The organism is Nitrosopumilus sp. K4, from assembly GCF_018128925.1.
Classification (GTDB): domain Archaea; phylum Thermoproteota; class Nitrososphaeria; order Nitrososphaerales; family Nitrosopumilaceae; genus HKST03.
This window is the reverse complement of record NZ_CP067007.1, coordinates 1,536,253-1,553,737: the sequence shown is the minus strand read 5'-3', so window position 1 is coordinate 1,553,737 and position 17,485 is coordinate 1,536,253. Positions and strand designations below refer to the sequence as shown.

The window sequence follows — 17,485 nt, the reverse complement described above, 5'->3', positions numbered from 1 at the left end:
TAGTGGACAGGCACAAAATGAAATTATTAAATCGTCGGATTAAGTATAGTAATTGTTGAAAATATGTTCGATTTGCCATAGAATTTCTGGGACAGGAGATGATCATCTTGATTGTGTTCAAAAAAGAAGAGTGGAATTAGAAGATGAGGATCTTAAAAACAAGATTCCAGAAAAGATTGATTTAGGAAAAAATTCTAATGATTTAGGTGTCGAGGTAAGAGCTATTTTGGAGCATTTGTCGAAAGAAAAAGATAGGCAGTCATAGCCAATTTGTTATTCTGTCTTTTTCAAATTGTAATTTTTCATCAAGATGTTCTTTTGATGATTCAGTTAATTTTGTAGTTGGTTTTGATTCTGAAAACATGTCTACTTCAATTAAGGAAGCTGTGTTTCTTCCTGATTCAATGAAGCATCCACCTATACCATCAAATAATGCTGAATCATCTTTTGATTGAATTTTTGAAACAATGTTTTTGGCTACGGTGATTCCTTCTCCTTCTGCAAATATTCCAGCTTTTGGAACTGCAAATTTTTCACCTACAGGAAGACTAGTGACATCTCCAACAGCAAACACATTTTCAAATGGGGTTTTACAATCTCTGTTAATTTTTATAAAACCTCCTTCTTTTGCAAGTCCGCATTTTATAATTACATCAGGTACAACATGAGGCGGAATGGCTAATAACAAATCAAAATTTGCCTTGTCATTTTCAAAAATGAGTTTGTTTTTTTCTACAGAGATTGTTTTTGAGGAATCGTGGAAAAATATTTTTTCAGAGTTTACCAAATCTAGAATCTGTTGACTGACTTCTGGTCCAGCAGCTGGTAATGTAATAGGAGCCGGACTATAGAAATGAATTTGGATTGATTGACGTTTTCCTAGTTGGTTAAGCATTGAATTAATGAGAAGAGCAGCCTCAAAAGGTGCAGGCGGGCACTTGTATGGCATTCCCATTATTGCAATTGCAATGTTTCCAGATTTGATTTCATTTAATTTTTGATTAATTTTTGATAATTCATTATGATCATAGAGATTCATTCCATATTGTGTTAAACCTGAGATTTTTTCTGGTGCAAGAGTTGCTCCCATTGCAATGATAAGGAAATCATAAGAAAGGTTTTGGGTAGAAGTTTTGACTGTTTTATTTTGCAAGTCGATCTGAAGAATTTCTTCTTTGATAAAGTCAATGTCTTTTTTTTCAAGTTCCTTTAAGAAACCAATAGAATTTTCAAATGTTCTAGTACCATTCATGATCCATAGTTTTGCAAATCCAACCATGAACCAATCTTTTTTGTCAATTACAGTAATTTTCACTTTAAAAGAGGGCAATGATTTTCTAATTTCGTTTGCTGCAGATAATCCGCCAAAACCCCCTCCAAGAATTAACACATGAGGAATGTTTTCTGACAATTTATCGTTCTTGGGTGGTAGGCCTAATCAAAATTTCGTTGACATTTACATGGTTAGGAGATTCAACTGCATAAAGAATGGCATTTGCAATGTCATCTGCTTGCAACGCTTCCATCTTTTTAGCATTTTCTACAAATCCTTGCAAAGATTCATCAGTAATTGTATTTGTTAGTTCAGTAGCAACCACTCCTGGTTCAATGCAAGTTACACGAATGTTTTTCCTAACACTCAGTTCCTCTCGCAAACCCTCACTAAATGCTGTAATTGCATGTTTGGTAGCACAATAAACACTTCCTGCTGGAAATACTATTCGTCCAGCTACGGATGAAATATTTACAATATGACCAGATTTTTTCTCAAGCATGTGTGACACAACAGCACCGGTACAGTACAAAACACCTTTGATGTTGACATCTACCATTTGATCCCATTCATCAATTTTGAGATTTTTTACAAAACTCAAGGGCATAAGACCAGCATTATTTACTAGTATATCTACAGAACCCCATTTGGATAAAACAGATTCTACAAACGAATTGCATTCCTCTTTTTTTGTAACATCCAATTTTTGAGAAAATACTTCGCCGCCATGTTCTTTAATTTTATTTTCCAATTCTGCAAGTCTATCAGTTCTTCTTGCACCAATAGCAACCTTTGCTCCTGCTTTTGAAAGTGCCAAAGCTGTTGCAAATCCAATTCCGCTGCTTGCGCCAGTTATTATTGCAACCTTATCTTGTATCATTAACACTCACTTGTTTGAAATCTATCTGCATGTCGTAAAAATGTTTAGTTGCTCAAGTAATTCATTTAAAATTTAGCAAGTTTAATAGAAGAAAAAAACTATGCAACAGTATGAAGCCTGAAAAATGTGCATATTGTGGTGATTTGACAGATATGCCCTTTCAGTGTAATTATTGCAAGGATCCATTTTGTTCTGAACATAGGCTTCCAGAGGATCATAGATGTGTAAAATTATCTGTGATTCGCGCTAAACGATTTGGAGAGAGAAAAGTTGTTCGAGATGGGGGACCAAACAAACCAAGTATTTTCAAAAGAATATTTGGCAGATTCAAATAAAATCAGTAAGGGCTTTTTTCTGGTGAAATTTTTGCTCGCCTACCTTGATAAATTAATGCAACAGCTAATGCAAACAATACGAGTGCTGTTAGTGGAAAATTCTTTGGTTCAGGTAAAATGAACCAATAATAAACACCAAAACCTATTGCAACAGCAGCTTGAATCCATAGTTTAGCCCATTTAGGAAATTTGGCTATTCTACTAATTCCCTCTATTGCAAATATTCCAATTACTGGATATATTGTGTAAAATAAAAAATCAATTACATCAACACCAGTATGTGTCATAAAACTAATTGTTCGAGGTATAATTTCTACCTAATCTTCCCATCTTACCTTGGTTGCAACATTCTTAGAGATTAATGCCTGAGCATTTTCATATGGAATTGTTGCAATGTCTTCTGTTTTAAATGGACCATATCTTTCAAGATCTGCACCTACAATTTCGTCTACTTCTTTAAGAAATCTAATGACCACAGTTTTTGTTTTATGATTCTGGGAAAGTGACTCAAGGAATTTTGATTTTCCATTAACTGTTGCTGATAAAATCATCTCTTTTCTTTCATTTTTTTCTTCTTCAGAATCAACAATGAATTTTTCTTCGTCCAATAGATTTTCAAATTCGATTTTTTCGGATTTTGAAATTTTATTTAATCTAATTTCAATCAATAGTGATGTTAGTTCTGTTGCCATCACAATTAATGCATCTTTAATTTTACTTTCAATACCATCAAATTCCTGTTTTTTTAAATTTCCAATAAACTCAGAAAGTTCTCTATAGAAGTTTGGTTCAATTTCTTGAATTGGATCATTTTCGGTTTCTCTAAGAACAATATGATGCAATTTGCTGATATCAATTTGATTTGATTCTGACATTTCTTACCTAATCCTTAAATGATGGATGTATTTGTGTTTGATTGAAGTACAAAATTGCCCTATAAAGTTAGTCATGGAAAAGCAATCCAAGTAACATATTCGCCAGACGAAGTGTTTTCTAGAATTCAGCATGAGGGCATTCAGTTTATAGATTTACAGTTTACTGGATTAACAGGTCGTTTTCATCACACTACAATCTCAGCTAATACATTTACTCCTGAGCAAATGCGAGATGGACTTCCAAAATTAGATGGTTCTTCAATTATTGGATTTACTAGTATTGATGATTCAGATCTTCTTTTGAAACCAGATCCTAATACATTTGCAATAATTCCCTGGATGACTGAAAACAAAACGGCTAGATTGTTATGTGATGTCTATTGGGGAGAAGGCAGAGGAAGACTATCAAGGGATCCTAGAGGAATTTCTCAAAAGGCTGAAGAGTATATCAAGACTCAAGGATTCGATAGTAGTGCATGGGGACCTGAAGTAGAATTTTTTGTTTTTGATAAAATTCATTGGGATGTATTAACACCTTACAAAGGACAATCATATTCAATTGAATCCAAAGAAGCACCGTGGAGTCAAGAAGGATCTGGATACCCAATGGGTCTTCAAGAAGGATACTATCCTAGTACTCCATCTGACACTTTGACACCATTTAGGAATGAATGTGTAAATATTTTGAATACAAATTTTGGTGTGTTATGTGATAATCACCATCATGAGGTAGCAACTGCAGGTCAATGTGAAATTGATATCAAATATGACTACATGACAAATGCTGCAGATGCGGCACAGTCATACAAGTATGTTATTAGAAATGTTGCTGAAAAATATGGTAAAGTTGCAACAATGATGCCAAAACCTATTGCAATGGATTCAGGTTCTGGAATGCACGTGAATGTTAGTTTGTGGAAAGGGAAAAGCAATGCATTCTATGACCCAGATGAAGAAGATGAATTAAGTCAGATTGGCAGATACTTTTGCGGTGGAATAATTAATCATGCAAAAGCATTATCTGCAATTTGTAATCCTACTACAAACTCTTATCACAGATTAGTTCCAGGATACGAAGCACCTGCGTATATTGCATGGAGTGCAGGAAATAGATCTGCAATCGTTAGAGTTCCAAAACACCTCAAAGGAAAAAATTATGCCCATCTAAAGAGACTAGAGTTCAGGGCTCCAGATCCTTCATCAAATCCATATCTGGTTTTTGCGGCAGTTACCGCAGCTGGAATGGATGGAATTAAGAAGAAAATGGATCCTGGGGAACAAGTTCTAGACGACATATTCAAAATGACCAAATCAGACAGAGCAAAAAGAGGAATAGGTGTCTTGCCAAAGAGTTTAGGTGAAGCGTTAGATGAGTTAGAAAGTGATAGAAAATTCCTAAATCCAATTTACACTAATGATGTAATTGATAAAATTATAGAATTAGAGAGAAGAGATCAACGTGAAATTTCAATCAGACCTCATCCTCATGAATTTTATCTATATTTTGATGTCTAAACTCTTCCAGTTAATTGAAAGATATAGAATAATGAGATGGCAATAAGGCCAAACCCCCCTCCAAGAAAAATTGTTTTTCTTTTTTCTGAAATTGCAGCCTTGTAAAGAAGGATCCCACCAGCAAGACCAACAAACAGAACAATCACTCCTATAACTACACTATCAAAACTAGTGTTTGTGATCAACGGATGAAAAAATCCTGCTAATAATGCAAAAAATGCAGTCAGATACACATACTTGAATCCAGTAATTACTTTGGATGTTGATTTACTCAATGTGAATCATAAAATTAGTAATCAAATAAACTTTTGAAAAATGGTTTTTGTAAAAATAATTACATCATGCCGCCCATATCAGGCATTCCACCCATTCCAGGCATTCCTCCAGGCATTCCACCCATTCCAGGCATTCCTCCAGGCATTCCACCTTCAGCACCAGGTGGTGGACCTGCAGATTTTTGAGTAGCAATTACATCATCAATTCTAAGAATCATACATGCAGCTTCTGATGATGCAGAAACAATTTGGAGTTTTACTGCAAGAGGTTCAATAATATCACTGGATTTCATATTTGCAATTTTTCCTTTCATAACATCAATTCCAGTCCATTTTTCTCCTTTTAGTTGTCTAGAACGTAAGGCAGTAAGAGTATCAATCGGATCCATACCTGCACTCTCTGCTAAAGTTAATGGTATAGATTCAAGAGCATCAGCGAATTTTTCAGCAGCTAATTGTTCTCTACCTTCAAGTGATTTTGCCCAACTTCTAAGTTTGGCTGCAGCATATGTTTCAGGAGCACCGCCACCAGCAACAATTGTTGGGTCAATAATGACATCTTTAACAACCATAATTGCGTCATGAACAGAACGTTCAACTTCATCAACAACACGTTGAGAGCCTCCACGAAGCAATAATGTAACAGATTTTGGATGTTTGCATCCTTCAACAAAAACCCATTTATCTTCTTCAATTTTTCTTTCCTCAACAGTTTCTGCATTTCCAAGATCTTTTTCAAATAGATCATCAAGGTTTGTTACAATTCTAGCACCAGTTGCTTTTGCTAGTTTTGTAAGATCACTTTCCTTAATTCTTCTAACTGCAATAATTCCTGCTTTTGCAAGATAATGTTGAGCCATATCATCAATACCTTTTTGGCACAACACTACATTTGCACCTGAACCAATTACTTTATCCACCATATTTTTTAGCATTCTATTTTCTTCATCAAGAAATGATTTCAATTGTTGAGGATTTGAGATGTTGATTTTGGCATCAGTTTCAGTTTTGTTAATTTCAAGTGCTGTGTTGATAAGTGCAATTTTTGCATCAGATATTTTTCGTGGCATTCCACCATGTACTATTTCTTTGTCAAGTACAATACCCTGAATAATCATTGAATCTTTGATTGAACCGCCTGCTTTCTTTTCTACTTTAATATCATCAATATCAACATCAAATTTTTCACCCTCTTTTTCTACTACGGCAAGAACTGATTTTACAATAATGTCAGCTAAAAGATCAGAATCTTTTCTTACAAGTTTTGTTTGCATTGATGTTTTTGCAATTTTATTAAGAATTGTTTTATCATTTGCAGATATTGTGTCAGCGATACTCTCAAGAAATTGTTTTGCTTTCTTTGCTGCCTTTCTATATCCATCTACAATAATTGTTGGATGAACATCTTGATCCAATAATGATTCCGCATTTTCAAGAAGAGCACCTGCCAAGACAACTGCAGAAGTTGTACCATCTCCTACCTCATTATCAGTGGTTTTTGAGATTTCAACTAGCATTTTTGCAGCTGGATGTTGAACATCAATTTCTTTTAAAATGGTTGCACCATCATTTGTAATTGTTACATCTCCTAGAGAATCAACTAGCATTTTATCCATGCCTCTAGGACCTAAACTGGTATGTACGATTTCAGCAATAATTTTAGCAGCAGCAATATTGTTTTTTTGTGCATCTCTGCCCTTAGTTTCAGAACCGCCTTCTTTTAGTAAAACAACAGGCATATTTCCTTTTGAAGTCGCTTGCATACCCATAGAAGGAAAAACTCCAGATTCCCCTTTTATACGTTGCAGATCAAATTCCGTAAGACAAAATCGGTGTTTTTAAATTGGGAAAATCAAGTTGCAAAATATGGCCACGTCTGCAAATAAAGAATCTTACAATAAAATTTTCTCAAAATTAAAAGAACATCACAAATGGTTTGAAAATTCAATTCCTTTGATAGCAAGTGAGAATATTCCTAGTCCCGCAGTCAGAGAGGCGATAATTTCAGATTTTGGAAATAGATATGCAGAAGGTTGGCCAGGAGACAGGGTTTATGCTGGATGTGTCTTCATTGATGACGTAGAATTTGAGTGTATGAAACTTGCAAAGAAGCTTTTCAAAGCAAAATTTGCTGATGTGAGACCTATTTCAGGAGTTGTAGCAAATCTGGCAGTTTATTCAGCATTTACAAACCCCGGTGATGTAATGCTTGCTCCATCAATTCCTGCAGGAGGTCATATTTCACATGGAAAAAGAGAGCATTCAGGAACTGCAGGGTTAGTTCATGGTTTGGAGATTGAATTCTATCCATTTGATGCCGAAGAGATGACAATTGATGTTGATAAGACAAAACAAAAGATAAAGGATTTAGAAAAAGAAAAACGCCTTCCTAAAATGGCAATGTTTGGAGGTTCATTGTTCTTATTTCCACACCCTGTAAAAGAATTATCTGATTTTCTAAAAAATTATGGAATGCACATCAATTATGACGCAGCTCATGTAGCAGGTCTAATTGCTGGAGGAAAATTCCAAGATCCATTAAGAGAAGGTGCAGATACAATGACTATGAGTACTCATAAGACTTTATTTGGCCCACAAGGCGGATTGGTTCTCGGTTCAAAAGAACATGAAGAACCAATCAAGAAAGCTACATTTCCAGGATTAACAAGCAGCCACCATATTCATCATATGGCAGGAAAAGCTGTAGCTTTTGCAGAAGCCTTAGAATTTGGAAAGGGTTATGCTAGTCAAGTAATCAAAAATGCAAAAAATTTTGCAGAAGCTCTTAGTTCTGTAGGTTTCAAAGTTTTAGGAGAGAGTAGAGGGTTTACACAATCACATCAAATTGCTGTAAATGTTCTTGATTATTCGGATGGTGGAAAAGTTGAAGCCGATTTAGAAAAAGCCAACATAATTGTAAACAGGCAACTGATTCCAGGCGATATTAAGGCTGGGCGTAATTATTTCCATCCAGGTGGAATTAGGTTAGGTGTTTCAGAAATCACACGATTAGGTATGAAGAAAAATGAGATGCAGGAAATTGCTGAGTTTATCAAACAAGTAGTAATTGACAAAAAGGATCCAAAGAAGATTCTTTCAAAAGTAAAGTCAATGAGAAAAAACTATCAGAAGGTAAAATATTGTTTTGACAATAAACTTGGTGCCTATGAATATGTCAAATTAAGATAGCACTAAGCGTAGTCTGTTAGAAGAGATTGATCACCTTGACTTTTTCCAAAAACCAGATCAATTTCATCAGAAAGTGCATGGATTCTTCCTTTTTGATAAGCGCCTACATCATATTTGTCAACTAGTCTTTTGGCAAGTTTCAAATATTTTTCAACAGAACCTCTTGTAATTGTAGGAATAAGCTTATGGCCGCATATACAAGTCTGTATTAACGGCATTCTTCGATATGATTTTCCACATCCTGTGCATCTGAAATTTTGTCTAGCATATGCTCGAAGGTTTCCCATTATGTCAGGAACTAGATGTGTTGAAATTACATTTGATACAATTTCTGTTGTGTTTACAGCATCTATCAATTCTGCATTCCTGATTTGCATATCAAATTTGTCCAACATTGAACCTAGTGTAGAATATGCACTTCTAGATTTTGAGGTGGTAAGAGATGATGTTGGATGGGTAAAATCATATCCATAGAATTGTTTTTCTGTCTCAAGACGATTTTTGATAATTTCTACACATGTAATATCAGATGCTTTTTTCTGGTCTATTGTATCATTAAAGAATTCTAGTGGGAAAGATTTTGTAACTTCTAGGTTGTGAGCTTGTGGTTGTGATTCATGTGGAAGGACTAAAGGTTGCACAAGAAGTGGTGCATCCATAAGGCCTCCAATCCTATCAGATAAAAATTGTCTTGAAAAATTCAATAAACTATCCATTAAGAGCATTATAGAATCTGCGTCACCATCTGCATCACGTCTTTTAGCAGAATGCCAGTTTGGTGTTGCAAAACAAACATGTGTTTCAGTATAACCAATAATTCTGCCTACAATTCCTACAGAAGTATGTGGTGCAAGACCAATTATGAGATGTCCAATAAGTTCATCAGTACTTTTTACGTTATAGAATGGTGATTTTCCATAAAAATTTCCCAACAGAATGTCAATGTATTTACAAATTGATACTAGATATCGTCCACTCTCATTTGGGATTATGACATCCTGCATTCGAAGCTCTACTGTTTGGTCGGGATCGGTGAGTGGATTTCCATCAACATCATGAGTGTATCCCAGAGTCTTGAGTTTATCTATTGAAGTGCCTATCCATGATGGTTTGAATTGTGTTAGTGGAGAGTTTGTTGCATCAAATCTTACTGTCCCATCTTTGAAAACAGTTAGGCCAAAGTTTTGACGAACTAATCCTTTTTCAAGAGGCTCAGCAATTCTGTCTTGGTTTATCAGTTCTTTTACTCCTTTGAAAGGTTCCTGAGCCCGAAGGCCCATTTTTTCTTGTGCAGTGACTAATCTTGCCTTTAAGGGAAATGCTTGGTGTGAGTGGGATGATGTTTTTCTTTTACATTTTTCACAAAACGGGCTATCTAGTGTTTCCCTACATTTTCCACATCTGTAATGAATCGTTGTTTTGTTGCCACATTTTGAACATTTGATCCCAATAGATGGTTCATTACATACTGTACAAGTTCTGTTAAAGATATTCGTAAAGAAATTAGGTTGTCTAGATGCCTTTAGAAGATCTCTGGTAGGTCCACCTTTGTCGCTGATGGGAAATAAGACATGAGTTGGAGGTTTCATCAATCTAGGAGCAGCCTTTTCAGGTCTACCAATTCTCACACCAATTGAAGTGGAAAATTTGTTTCTAATTTCAATCCCAGATGATTCTGAAATTATTTTTGGAACTGACAAATCAGAGATTTTTATTTGGTTTCTAAAAAGAAGATTGAAGAAAATTTTTGCTTCTTGATTTTCTAAAACAATTTTCTCACTACTAACCAAATGGGGAACTCCAAGAGTCTCCAGTATTTTTTTGACATCAAAACCATATTCGATTGAATCTTCATTCAATTTTGTTGGGTGTAGTAGCTGTTCTAATTCTTCTGCAGAAATATGATCCCAATAGTAAAGATATTTTGGATGTAATGGAATTTTAAAATCAATTGATAGTTTTAATGCGTCATCTAGTGATGGAGGTTTTTCTAGAAACATACCCAAAAAGTTGTCATCAGGCTCGTATTTTGCTAGTTTTTCTTTTAGATCCTCATTCCAGAATTCTTCTACATATCCTGAGGGGACTAGTTGGGAATTATTTTCTAAAAAATCTCCAAAGGAAATTAGGATGTCTCCAAGATGTAAGATTTTTTCAATGTCTTTTTTGATTTCAATTCCATGTTTTACATCTCTGACTTTAACGACATTTCCATTTCTTAGTCGTACGGTTGGGGTTTCTATTGAATCAACAAAAGCAACAGTTGCCCCCTTTCCTGGAATGTCAATTTTGATTTGAGTCCCTACAGCAATAGTATGGTCAAGAATCTCTGCTATGACAGGATGGATCCCTACAGCTGCAAATCCTGTATTACATGCTCGACCGTACCTTAATCGAAAGCCTCCAAGTTTGTTAGGCATTGATAACACTGATCTGCCAGTAATCACTTCACGCATTCTTTTAGCTGCAGCGTCTTCTTGATTTTCTCCTGTTTGAATTGCCCCTTTGAGATCGGCCAGCCATTCCCAACCATCCAGATTATACAGTTCGATTCTTTTGAGTAGTTTTTTAGATCTTCCAATCAGACCGTCATTAAGTACTCTCAAGGCACCGCCTCTTACTCTATCAGTTTTGATACGTGTCATTCCTTTGTGATTAACAACCTCAAATGGATCAGTATCTACTCCATCTAGTTCAACAGGGAGATTTGAGATAACACGTTCAATATCCTCATCTAGAATATGAAATTGAAAGCTGCTTGCTTCCCTTTCATAGATTCTTAATTCTTCGATAAATCGGCCAGTTTCATCATCAAATGAATTTGCTTGAAATTTTGATAAACCTACAGCCTTTCTAACATGATCAGCTATCAGCATAGTTACAGCTGATTCTGTTCCACCAGCAGAACGCATTGGTCCGGCAATAGAGACTGAGAGATACTCTGTTCCGTCCTTGTTTTTCTTGATTTTAACCTCACTAATTCCTTGTAATGGAGCAATTGTTACCCCTTCTGTAACAATGGCTAATCCTACTCTGACTGCCAGGTCTAGTTTTTCTTCCAATGTCGAGTCAGGTAGAGTATATTTTCCTAAGGCTATCTCTTTTGATAGAATTAATGCAGACAGTTCTTTTCCATTAATTTTTAACAGATTTCTCAATGGTTCAGCAATATCAATTTCGTGCATTTTAGCAACACGATCTGCTAAATCAAATGCTATTTTGGGTTCAATGATTCCTGATGAGTCTACAAGGCTAGATTTTGCTGCTGCTGCCTTCTCAAATATGGTGTAAGTATCACTAGATAGGTTTGAGTAATAGTTTTGATAATAATCTGGCATTTTAATACCACTAATACGTGATATTGCATCGTTTTCAGACATGTTATCTGTATAATCACTTGCTTCTTTGAATTGCTTTTGCTATTTCTTCGAGTTTTTTGATACTACCACCCTTTTCTAAAAAGGTGCCAATAACTAATGCGTCAGCTCCTGCCTTGACAATTCCAGTAGCAGTTTCTACATCTTTTATGCCTCCACCTACAATAAGAAAACCATTGAAAGTCTTACGTACTGTTTTGACCATTTCAGGCGTAACACTAGATTTTGCTCCAGAGCCTGCTTCTAAATACACAAATCTCATGCCTAAAAATTGGGCTGCTAGTGAGTAAGCAGCAGCTATTTTGGGTTTGTCAAATGGTATTCCTCTTGCAGAACCAACAAACCATGCAGATGTTCCATCACCAATTACCAAATATGCAGTAGGTAATGGTTCCAAACCAAATTTTAACACACTTGGGGCTCCTAATGCTTGGGCTTGAGTGATAAAATAAGGATTTTCAGAGTTCATTAGAGAGCTAAATAAGATTGCGTCTGCATCGGGCACAACACCAGTAACATTACCAGGAAAGAGGATTATTGGGATTTTGATTCCTTTTTTTATTCCCTTTACCACTTGAGACATCTCAATCTGATCAGTTGCAGATGAACCACCAACTAAAATGGCTGATGCACCAATTTTTTCAACATCTTTGGCCAATTTACTTGAAGATTCTAGATTTGATACCTCAGAGTCAATTAAAACGAAAAGTAATGCGTTTTTCTTTTTTAATTCGGATTTTAGAAATGATTCTACTTTATTTCCAGTCATAAACTTGGTTTGTAGATGACTCTTTAAAGTTTAATTGGAATACCGTTATACAGATTTGTATAGCTTTGGCAGACATTGAAGAATCTAATTTTAACAATATTATTAGGAAAATTATCAAAAAATCACTATTTACAGAGCGACAAATTGAAATTATTTTAAATCAGAAGGATCTTCTTGAATCTAAATTTACTATAACAAAAGGAGCCTATTACAGGCAAGTGGGGCAATCCAGAGATAAATTAATTGCATTATTTTACTCAATCATACTTTTGCGTGGTTTAGGCATACTTTTGCCTGATGATATTGATGTGATATCAAAACTTTCTGAACAAATTAGTGTGATAAATGAGAGTGATATTTTTCCCGAAAGGGAAGATGAAGTGATTAGTGTGATAGACAGGCTCATACGCCAGGCATGTAATATGTGATATTGAATGTGATCATTGTTGTTTGTATGCTTATGGATTTGTGATAATTAATGTGAGTTTGTTAATCTAAAGTGTGAATTAATGTTGGTCAATCACGATAAATCACAATATAGGCATAAAATTTGTGATGTTAATAGAAATTCCGGATCCTGAGGTGATTTTTAGTGTGATTTTGGCATTTGTGGTTGGTTTAGGAGGTTTGTATGTATTCTATAAAATACGTCCATACATCAAAACATCACAAATGGATGATTCATCACAATCTGAACGACTAGAATATTATGAAAGACAGTTAATTGATATGAAAATACGCCTGGATGCCTTAGAATTGCAAGGTATTGAGACAAAGACGGAGGATCCCAATATGGAATTAAAGCAATATCTCGAACAATTAACAAAGAAGCAAGAAACAGTAACAAAACCTGAAAGTAAAATTGAGCCTATTGAGACAAAAGAACAACCCCAAATATCTGAAAACACGCCTAATATTGATTCAAATGACATCACAGAGCATGTGTTACACCTAATCACGAATAAGGTTATGACGTCACGTGACATTCAAAAGGCATTAGACAGAAGTAGGGAGCACACTTCTAGATTAATGAAAAAAATGTATGAGGATGGATTGGTTGAGCGAAATACCAAAACTAAACCATATACATATTCAATTTCGGAGAAAGGATTGGAAAAAATTTCTGCCGTTCAACAAAGTCCTACAGTTGCATAGAAAAATAATTTTAAAAACCAAAATTCATTTAATGATTTTCATTAAGAAATTTCCCCAAAATAGGCATATTTTATTATACCATATAATCATTAGAATTTATTAAATTATATATATTATTAAATTATAGTAATTATGTGTCTGTACAAGAAAATGAAGTGTTAGTAAAAATTACCTCTGCTGGGACAATTTCAATTCCCAAACAATTCAGAAAATATATGGACATACAAAAAGGTGAATATGTCAAGTTAATTCTAGGTAAAGATAGACTTATTGTTCGTAAAATTATAATTTCTTGAGAATTTAACGTTGTTTTTGGCCAATTTTTAAGGTTTGATATGTCCATTCTCGACCTGTTCTAGTTCTATCAATCTTACCTTTAGTTGAAAATCGTGATAAGTATGTGGATATTATACTAAGTTTTATTGGTTCATTATACTCATCTTCATATTTTTCTAGAATGTTTGTAGAGGTAAATTTGCCCATTGGGAAGAATTTATCTACAATATTCCAAATTTTTGCGCCTACCGAATCCATGTTGGTAGTTTCCTGTTCCTCCTCAATATTCATCAAATCCATCATTTCAAATATTTTTAGAACTTTTTCTCTAGTAACATTACCCTCTAGTTTAATGTCATATTTGGCACCATCAGAGTCTTCCATATCTATTCTGATCCGTTTTTTGGCCATAGGATCTAGAGGATCTGAGTTTAACAGTTCAATAGATCCGAGAATTTTTGTTAACTAAGTGGTTTGTTAACATTGACTGCCTAACCCACGCCTAGGGTATTTTTTGTTATTAACAATATAATCAATAAAGTAATTTTATAATGGTTTTTTTTGTGCCTGGAGTGGAAATAAAGGGGTCAGTTTTAGGTGATTAACAATGTTAACACCAATCTTAACGCCTGGAATGGAAATAAAGGGGTCAAAATAGGCTTTTTTCTTTATTTCTTAACAAAAAATTAACAATTTGTTATCAAATAAGAATACCCACACACCAATATTTCCACTCTTCTTTTCTTCAATTTTTTTTTTGAGAAAATCTAATAATCTAACTAAAAATAATTAATTACAAACTAAACTAGAGTTACTATTCTATTCTATACTCTCCTAATTCAGATATGGTTATGTTATTGTTGAGGAGAAACACAGGTGTGTGAGTATGTCGGATCCGATAGATAGATTGTTAGATGCAGCAGAATCAGGAAAATCAATCATAAAAAACCGCGACATTCTTCATTTTACCTACATTCCTAAAACTATCCAACATAGAGATAATGAACAAGAACAAGTAACACAATCATTACTACCAATCCTTAAACAATCCCGACCATCAAATCTATTAGTTTATGGAAAACCTGGGACTGGTAAAACATTAGTAGTAAAAAAAATAATTTCTAAAATACAAGAAAGGGTTGAAAAATCAAATTTTCCAATAAAACTAATCTATTCTAATTCAAAAAAAGAGACGACACTTTATGGGTTATTGGTTAGTTTTGGGCGTCAATTAGGATTAATTGAGAAAGAGTTACCCTCAACTGGTTTGGCTATTAGTGAAGTCTTCAAACGAATACTATCTAAAATAAACACTGAAAAAATCAATGTTGTTTTTGTTATTGATGAAATTGACTATCTTGCTGAACTTGTGTCAAAAACTGGTAAAGATATTTTATATCAACTTACAAGGGCAAATGAGAGTCTCAATAACGGTTCTTTAACTCTAATTGGAATTTCTAACGATCTAACATTCAAAGAGAAACTTGACCCACGAGTTATCAGCAGTTTAGGGGAAGAAGAAATAGTCTTTACAAATTATAATGTTGAACAAATCAAAAAAATCCTTGAGGAGAGAATATCAGAGGCATTTGAAGCGGGCTCAGTTGAAGAATCAGCTCTAAATCTTTGTGCTGCTTTAGCAGGAGGAGAACACGGTGATGCTAGAAGAGCAATTGACCTAATCAGAGTTGCTGGTGAACTTGCCGAGAGACAGCAATCGGAAAAGGTTACAAAAGAACATGTTAGAGAAGCTTCACAAAAAATAGAAGAAAACAAAGAGGAAACCTCACTAAAATCATACCCACTACATGAAAAACTAGTAATTCTTGCAATTATGAAGGCATCGGGCTCATCTACAGGTGAGATTTACTCAACCTACAAGGCATTATGTAAGACAGTAGGACGGGATGAACTTACTCAGAGACGAATAACCCAAATGCTAAGTGAAATAGAATTATCAGGAATAATCACTGGAAGACTCGTGCATCAAGGAATTCATGGTAGGACAAAAAAATACAAACTCACAATATCTCCAGAAATGGTAAAAAAGACATTCAAAGATGATCTAACTTTGCAAGATGTTATTTGAATTGGAATTATAGTTTTCATGAAAAACCTGCAAAGTCTTCAAATTAACCAATAAAGCAATACCTGGATTTGGAGTCATGCCTACACTTGCTTGAAAAGGAGTCTGTTTTTGCCAGGAACCCGAGTTTACCAAAAGAACTCCCTTGTACATGTCCAATTGGGCTCTATGTACATGCCCAACATGAAAAATATCTGGAATGTCATCAATAACCATAAGATCTTCCATCTCAGGCGCAATGGGAGTCTGGCTACCATAAATTGGACTTAGGTGCCTAGCCCTTAGAAGATGCTTCATAACATTTACTGGATTATCATAACTTAATCCAGGCGTTGTCTTTACAATATCATCTATGCTTTGTCCATGAAACATCAGAACCTTTACCCCATTTAACGAGACCATAGCAGGATTTCCTACCATTACTACGTTTTCTCTTTCCCACAAACTATCATTGTATTTTTTTGGAATCGCAGGCTGTGGAAGTGCTCTTCTTCCAGGATCGTGGTTCCCTGGCATTATGATGATTTTGACATGTTTTGGAATCTTATCTAATAATCCTTCCATCTTCATTAGTTGCTCCTCAATTGTCTGACAAACCAACTCTTTGTCTTGATTAGGATATATTCCTACACCGTCTACGGCATCTCCCCCAATCAACACGAATCGAATTCGTTTTGCAACAGGATCCGGACTAGAGATCCAATCAACAAATTCTGTAAATTCCTCTTCCATGAAGTATTTACTTCCTATATGCAAATCTGAAAGAAATACGGCATATGCCTCACTTTCAGACCTGTTTGAGGCCTGATCTGGAATATCTGGAAGAATCAAATCTTTTATGATAAAACCTGCATTCTTTCCCATGCTTACTCTTGCCATAACAAATTGATCAATAAGCAAAGTACCTGCAGTTGTTTGCAGCTCCCCATCAAATACAATTCCTTCAAATGTGCCTGAGGGATCCTCTAATACTAATTTGGTAATGTTTCTTTCAGTACTTCTAATCGAGACCAGTCCACAGACATACATATCATCCTCGGATTTTGCAGTTTTTACAGATGCGATAGATTTGAGCATCCTTGATTCTGGTCTGTCTGAGATGATTCTCTTTAACTTGTTAAACCGACTAGAAAATAATGCATTATACCCTTTTACGCCCTCACCTGAGGTGATTTTTGGGGTAGGATCAGAGAGTACCTTTATTTCATTTTGTAAAGTTGGATCATCTTTGATTCCAAGATATGTCTCAAGATCATCCTGATTAATCTGAAACATTTTCTGTTTTGATTTTTCCCTGACAATCTCCCTAATTATTTTCTCGAGTTTTTTTACATCAATATCTTCGAGAATCTTAAATGCATTGGGATGAATCTGAAAGCCCTTGTTCAACGCATAATTCAAGGCAAAGGCAAGTTCCTTTTTCAACATCGAAGAATATTTTCTGGTTTAATTAAATCTCCCTGTACTCCGAACCCTCAAA

General features: G+C 34.9%; 18 protein-coding genes. 8 read left to right on the top strand and 10 right to left on the bottom strand.

From position 1 onward, the window contains the following. Nucleotides 1-55 precede the first annotated feature (55 nt). On the top strand, nt 56-265 hold the full coding sequence (locus NsoK4_RS09385) for a hypothetical protein (RefSeq protein ID WP_211687274.1): 210 nt from the start codon (nt 56-58) through the stop codon (nt 263-265). Here the strand turns inward: NsoK4_RS09385 and NsoK4_RS09380 are convergent. Next, nucleotides 260-1,411 (bottom strand): NAD(P)/FAD-dependent oxidoreductase, encoded by a 1,152-nt coding sequence (locus NsoK4_RS09380; RefSeq protein ID WP_211687273.1) that lies wholly within the window; start codon nt 1,409-1,411, stop codon nt 260-262. The two genes, NsoK4_RS09385 and NsoK4_RS09380, sit on opposite strands and share 6 nt — an antisense overlap. Nucleotide 1,412: 1 nt before the next feature. Continuing rightward, the gene (locus tag NsoK4_RS09375) at nt 1,413-2,153 is read right to left on the bottom strand and encodes an SDR family oxidoreductase (RefSeq protein ID WP_211687272.1); all 741 of its coding nucleotides are present in this window, start codon (nt 2,151-2,153) and stop codon (nt 1,413-1,415) included. A 110-nt stretch (nt 2,154-2,263) separates the two neighbouring features. Between NsoK4_RS09375 and NsoK4_RS09370 the strand changes: the two genes are divergently transcribed. Next, nucleotides 2,264-2,488: an AN1-type zinc finger domain-containing protein gene (locus NsoK4_RS09370; RefSeq protein WP_211687271.1), complete on the top strand. Its 225-nt coding sequence runs from the start codon at nt 2,264-2,266 to the stop codon at nt 2,486-2,488. 2 nt (nt 2,489-2,490) lie between these two features. Here NsoK4_RS09370 and NsoK4_RS09365 read toward each other — a convergent pair whose 3' ends face one another. Continuing rightward, on the bottom strand, nt 2,491-2,775 hold the full coding sequence (locus NsoK4_RS09365) for a hypothetical protein (protein ID WP_211687270.1): 285 nt from the start codon (nt 2,773-2,775) through the stop codon (nt 2,491-2,493). A 30-nt stretch (nt 2,776-2,805) separates the two neighbouring features. Next, complete coding sequence (locus NsoK4_RS09360) at nt 2,806-3,363, bottom strand: DNA replication complex GINS family protein (protein WP_211687269.1); 558 nt, start codon at nt 3,361-3,363, stop codon at nt 2,806-2,808. Nucleotides 3,364-3,417: 54 nt separating this feature from the next. Between NsoK4_RS09360 and glnA the strand changes: the two genes are divergently transcribed. Further along, nucleotides 3,418-4,878 carry a type I glutamate--ammonia ligase gene (gene glnA, locus NsoK4_RS09355; RefSeq protein ID WP_211687268.1) on the top strand — a complete coding sequence of 487 codons (1,461 nt, stop codon included), beginning with the start codon at nt 3,418-3,420 and terminating at the stop codon, nt 4,876-4,878. On the opposite strand, the gene NsoK4_RS09350 is transcribed toward glnA, so the two are convergent. Together NsoK4_RS09350 and thsB are read right to left on the bottom strand one after the other, a co-directional pair. Then, nucleotides 4,875-5,153: a hypothetical protein gene (locus tag NsoK4_RS09350; protein WP_211687267.1), complete on the bottom strand. Its 279-nt coding sequence runs from the start codon at nt 5,151-5,153 to the stop codon at nt 4,875-4,877. The genes glnA and NsoK4_RS09350 overlap by 4 nt on opposite strands. A 59-nt stretch (nt 5,154-5,212) precedes the next feature. Beyond that, complete coding sequence (thsB, locus tag NsoK4_RS09345; protein ID WP_211687266.1) at nt 5,213-6,922, bottom strand: thermosome subunit beta; 1,710 nt, start codon at nt 6,920-6,922, stop codon at nt 5,213-5,215. A 97-nt stretch (nt 6,923-7,019) separates the two neighbouring features. Between thsB and glyA the strand changes: the two genes are divergently transcribed. Further along, entirely contained in the window at nt 7,020-8,342 is a 1,323-nt protein-coding gene (glyA, locus tag NsoK4_RS09340; protein WP_211687265.1) for a serine hydroxymethyltransferase, read from the top strand. A gap of 2 nt (nt 8,343-8,344) precedes the next feature. Here the strand turns inward: glyA and NsoK4_RS09335 are convergent, their stop codons facing one another. Continuing rightward, nucleotides 8,345-11,722 carry a DNA polymerase II large subunit gene (locus NsoK4_RS09335; protein ID WP_211687264.1) on the bottom strand — a complete coding sequence of 1,126 codons (3,378 nt, stop codon included), beginning with the start codon at nt 11,720-11,722 and terminating at the stop codon, nt 8,345-8,347. Between the two features lie 13 nt (nt 11,723-11,735). Continuing rightward, a complete protein-coding gene (locus tag NsoK4_RS09330) occupies nt 11,736-12,488 on the bottom strand; it encodes a geranylgeranylglyceryl/heptaprenylglyceryl phosphate synthase (RefSeq protein ID WP_211687263.1) in 753 nt (250 codons plus the stop codon). A 65-nt stretch (nt 12,489-12,553) separates the two neighbouring features. Here NsoK4_RS09330 and NsoK4_RS09325 point away from each other — a divergent pair, with 65 nt between their 5' ends. From NsoK4_RS09325 to NsoK4_RS10210, 3 genes are all read left to right on the top strand, one after another. After that, nucleotides 12,554-12,916, top strand: a complete 363-nt coding sequence (locus NsoK4_RS09325; RefSeq protein WP_211687262.1) for a hypothetical protein — start codon at nt 12,554-12,556, stop codon at nt 12,914-12,916. A 127-nt stretch (nt 12,917-13,043) separates the two neighbouring features. Continuing rightward, on the top strand, nt 13,044-13,643 hold the full coding sequence (locus NsoK4_RS09320) for a winged helix DNA-binding protein (protein ID WP_211689045.1): 600 nt from the start codon (nt 13,044-13,046) through the stop codon (nt 13,641-13,643). Between the two features lie 134 nt (nt 13,644-13,777). Beyond that, complete coding sequence (locus NsoK4_RS10210) at nt 13,778-13,939, top strand: AbrB/MazE/SpoVT family DNA-binding domain-containing protein (RefSeq protein ID WP_007402644.1); 162 nt, start codon at nt 13,778-13,780, stop codon at nt 13,937-13,939. A gap of 4 nt (nt 13,940-13,943) precedes the next feature. Here the strand turns inward: NsoK4_RS10210 and NsoK4_RS09310 are convergent, their stop codons facing one another. Further along, complete coding sequence (locus NsoK4_RS09310) at nt 13,944-14,330, bottom strand: hypothetical protein (RefSeq protein WP_211687261.1); 387 nt, start codon at nt 14,328-14,330, stop codon at nt 13,944-13,946. A 475-nt stretch (nt 14,331-14,805) separates the two neighbouring features. On the opposite strand from NsoK4_RS09310, the gene NsoK4_RS09305 reads away from it, so the two are divergent. Then, the gene (locus tag NsoK4_RS09305; protein WP_211687260.1) at nt 14,806-16,008 is read left to right on the top strand and encodes a Cdc6/Cdc18 family protein; all 1,203 of its coding nucleotides are present in this window, start codon (nt 14,806-14,808) and stop codon (nt 16,006-16,008) included. Here NsoK4_RS09305 and NsoK4_RS09300 read toward each other — a convergent pair. Continuing rightward, nucleotides 15,985-17,430, bottom strand: a complete 1,446-nt coding sequence (locus NsoK4_RS09300) for a DNA-directed DNA polymerase II small subunit (protein ID WP_211689043.1) — start codon at nt 17,428-17,430, stop codon at nt 15,985-15,987. The two genes, NsoK4_RS09305 and NsoK4_RS09300, sit on opposite strands and share 24 nt — an antisense overlap. Nucleotides 17,431-17,485: the final 55 nt, after the last annotated feature.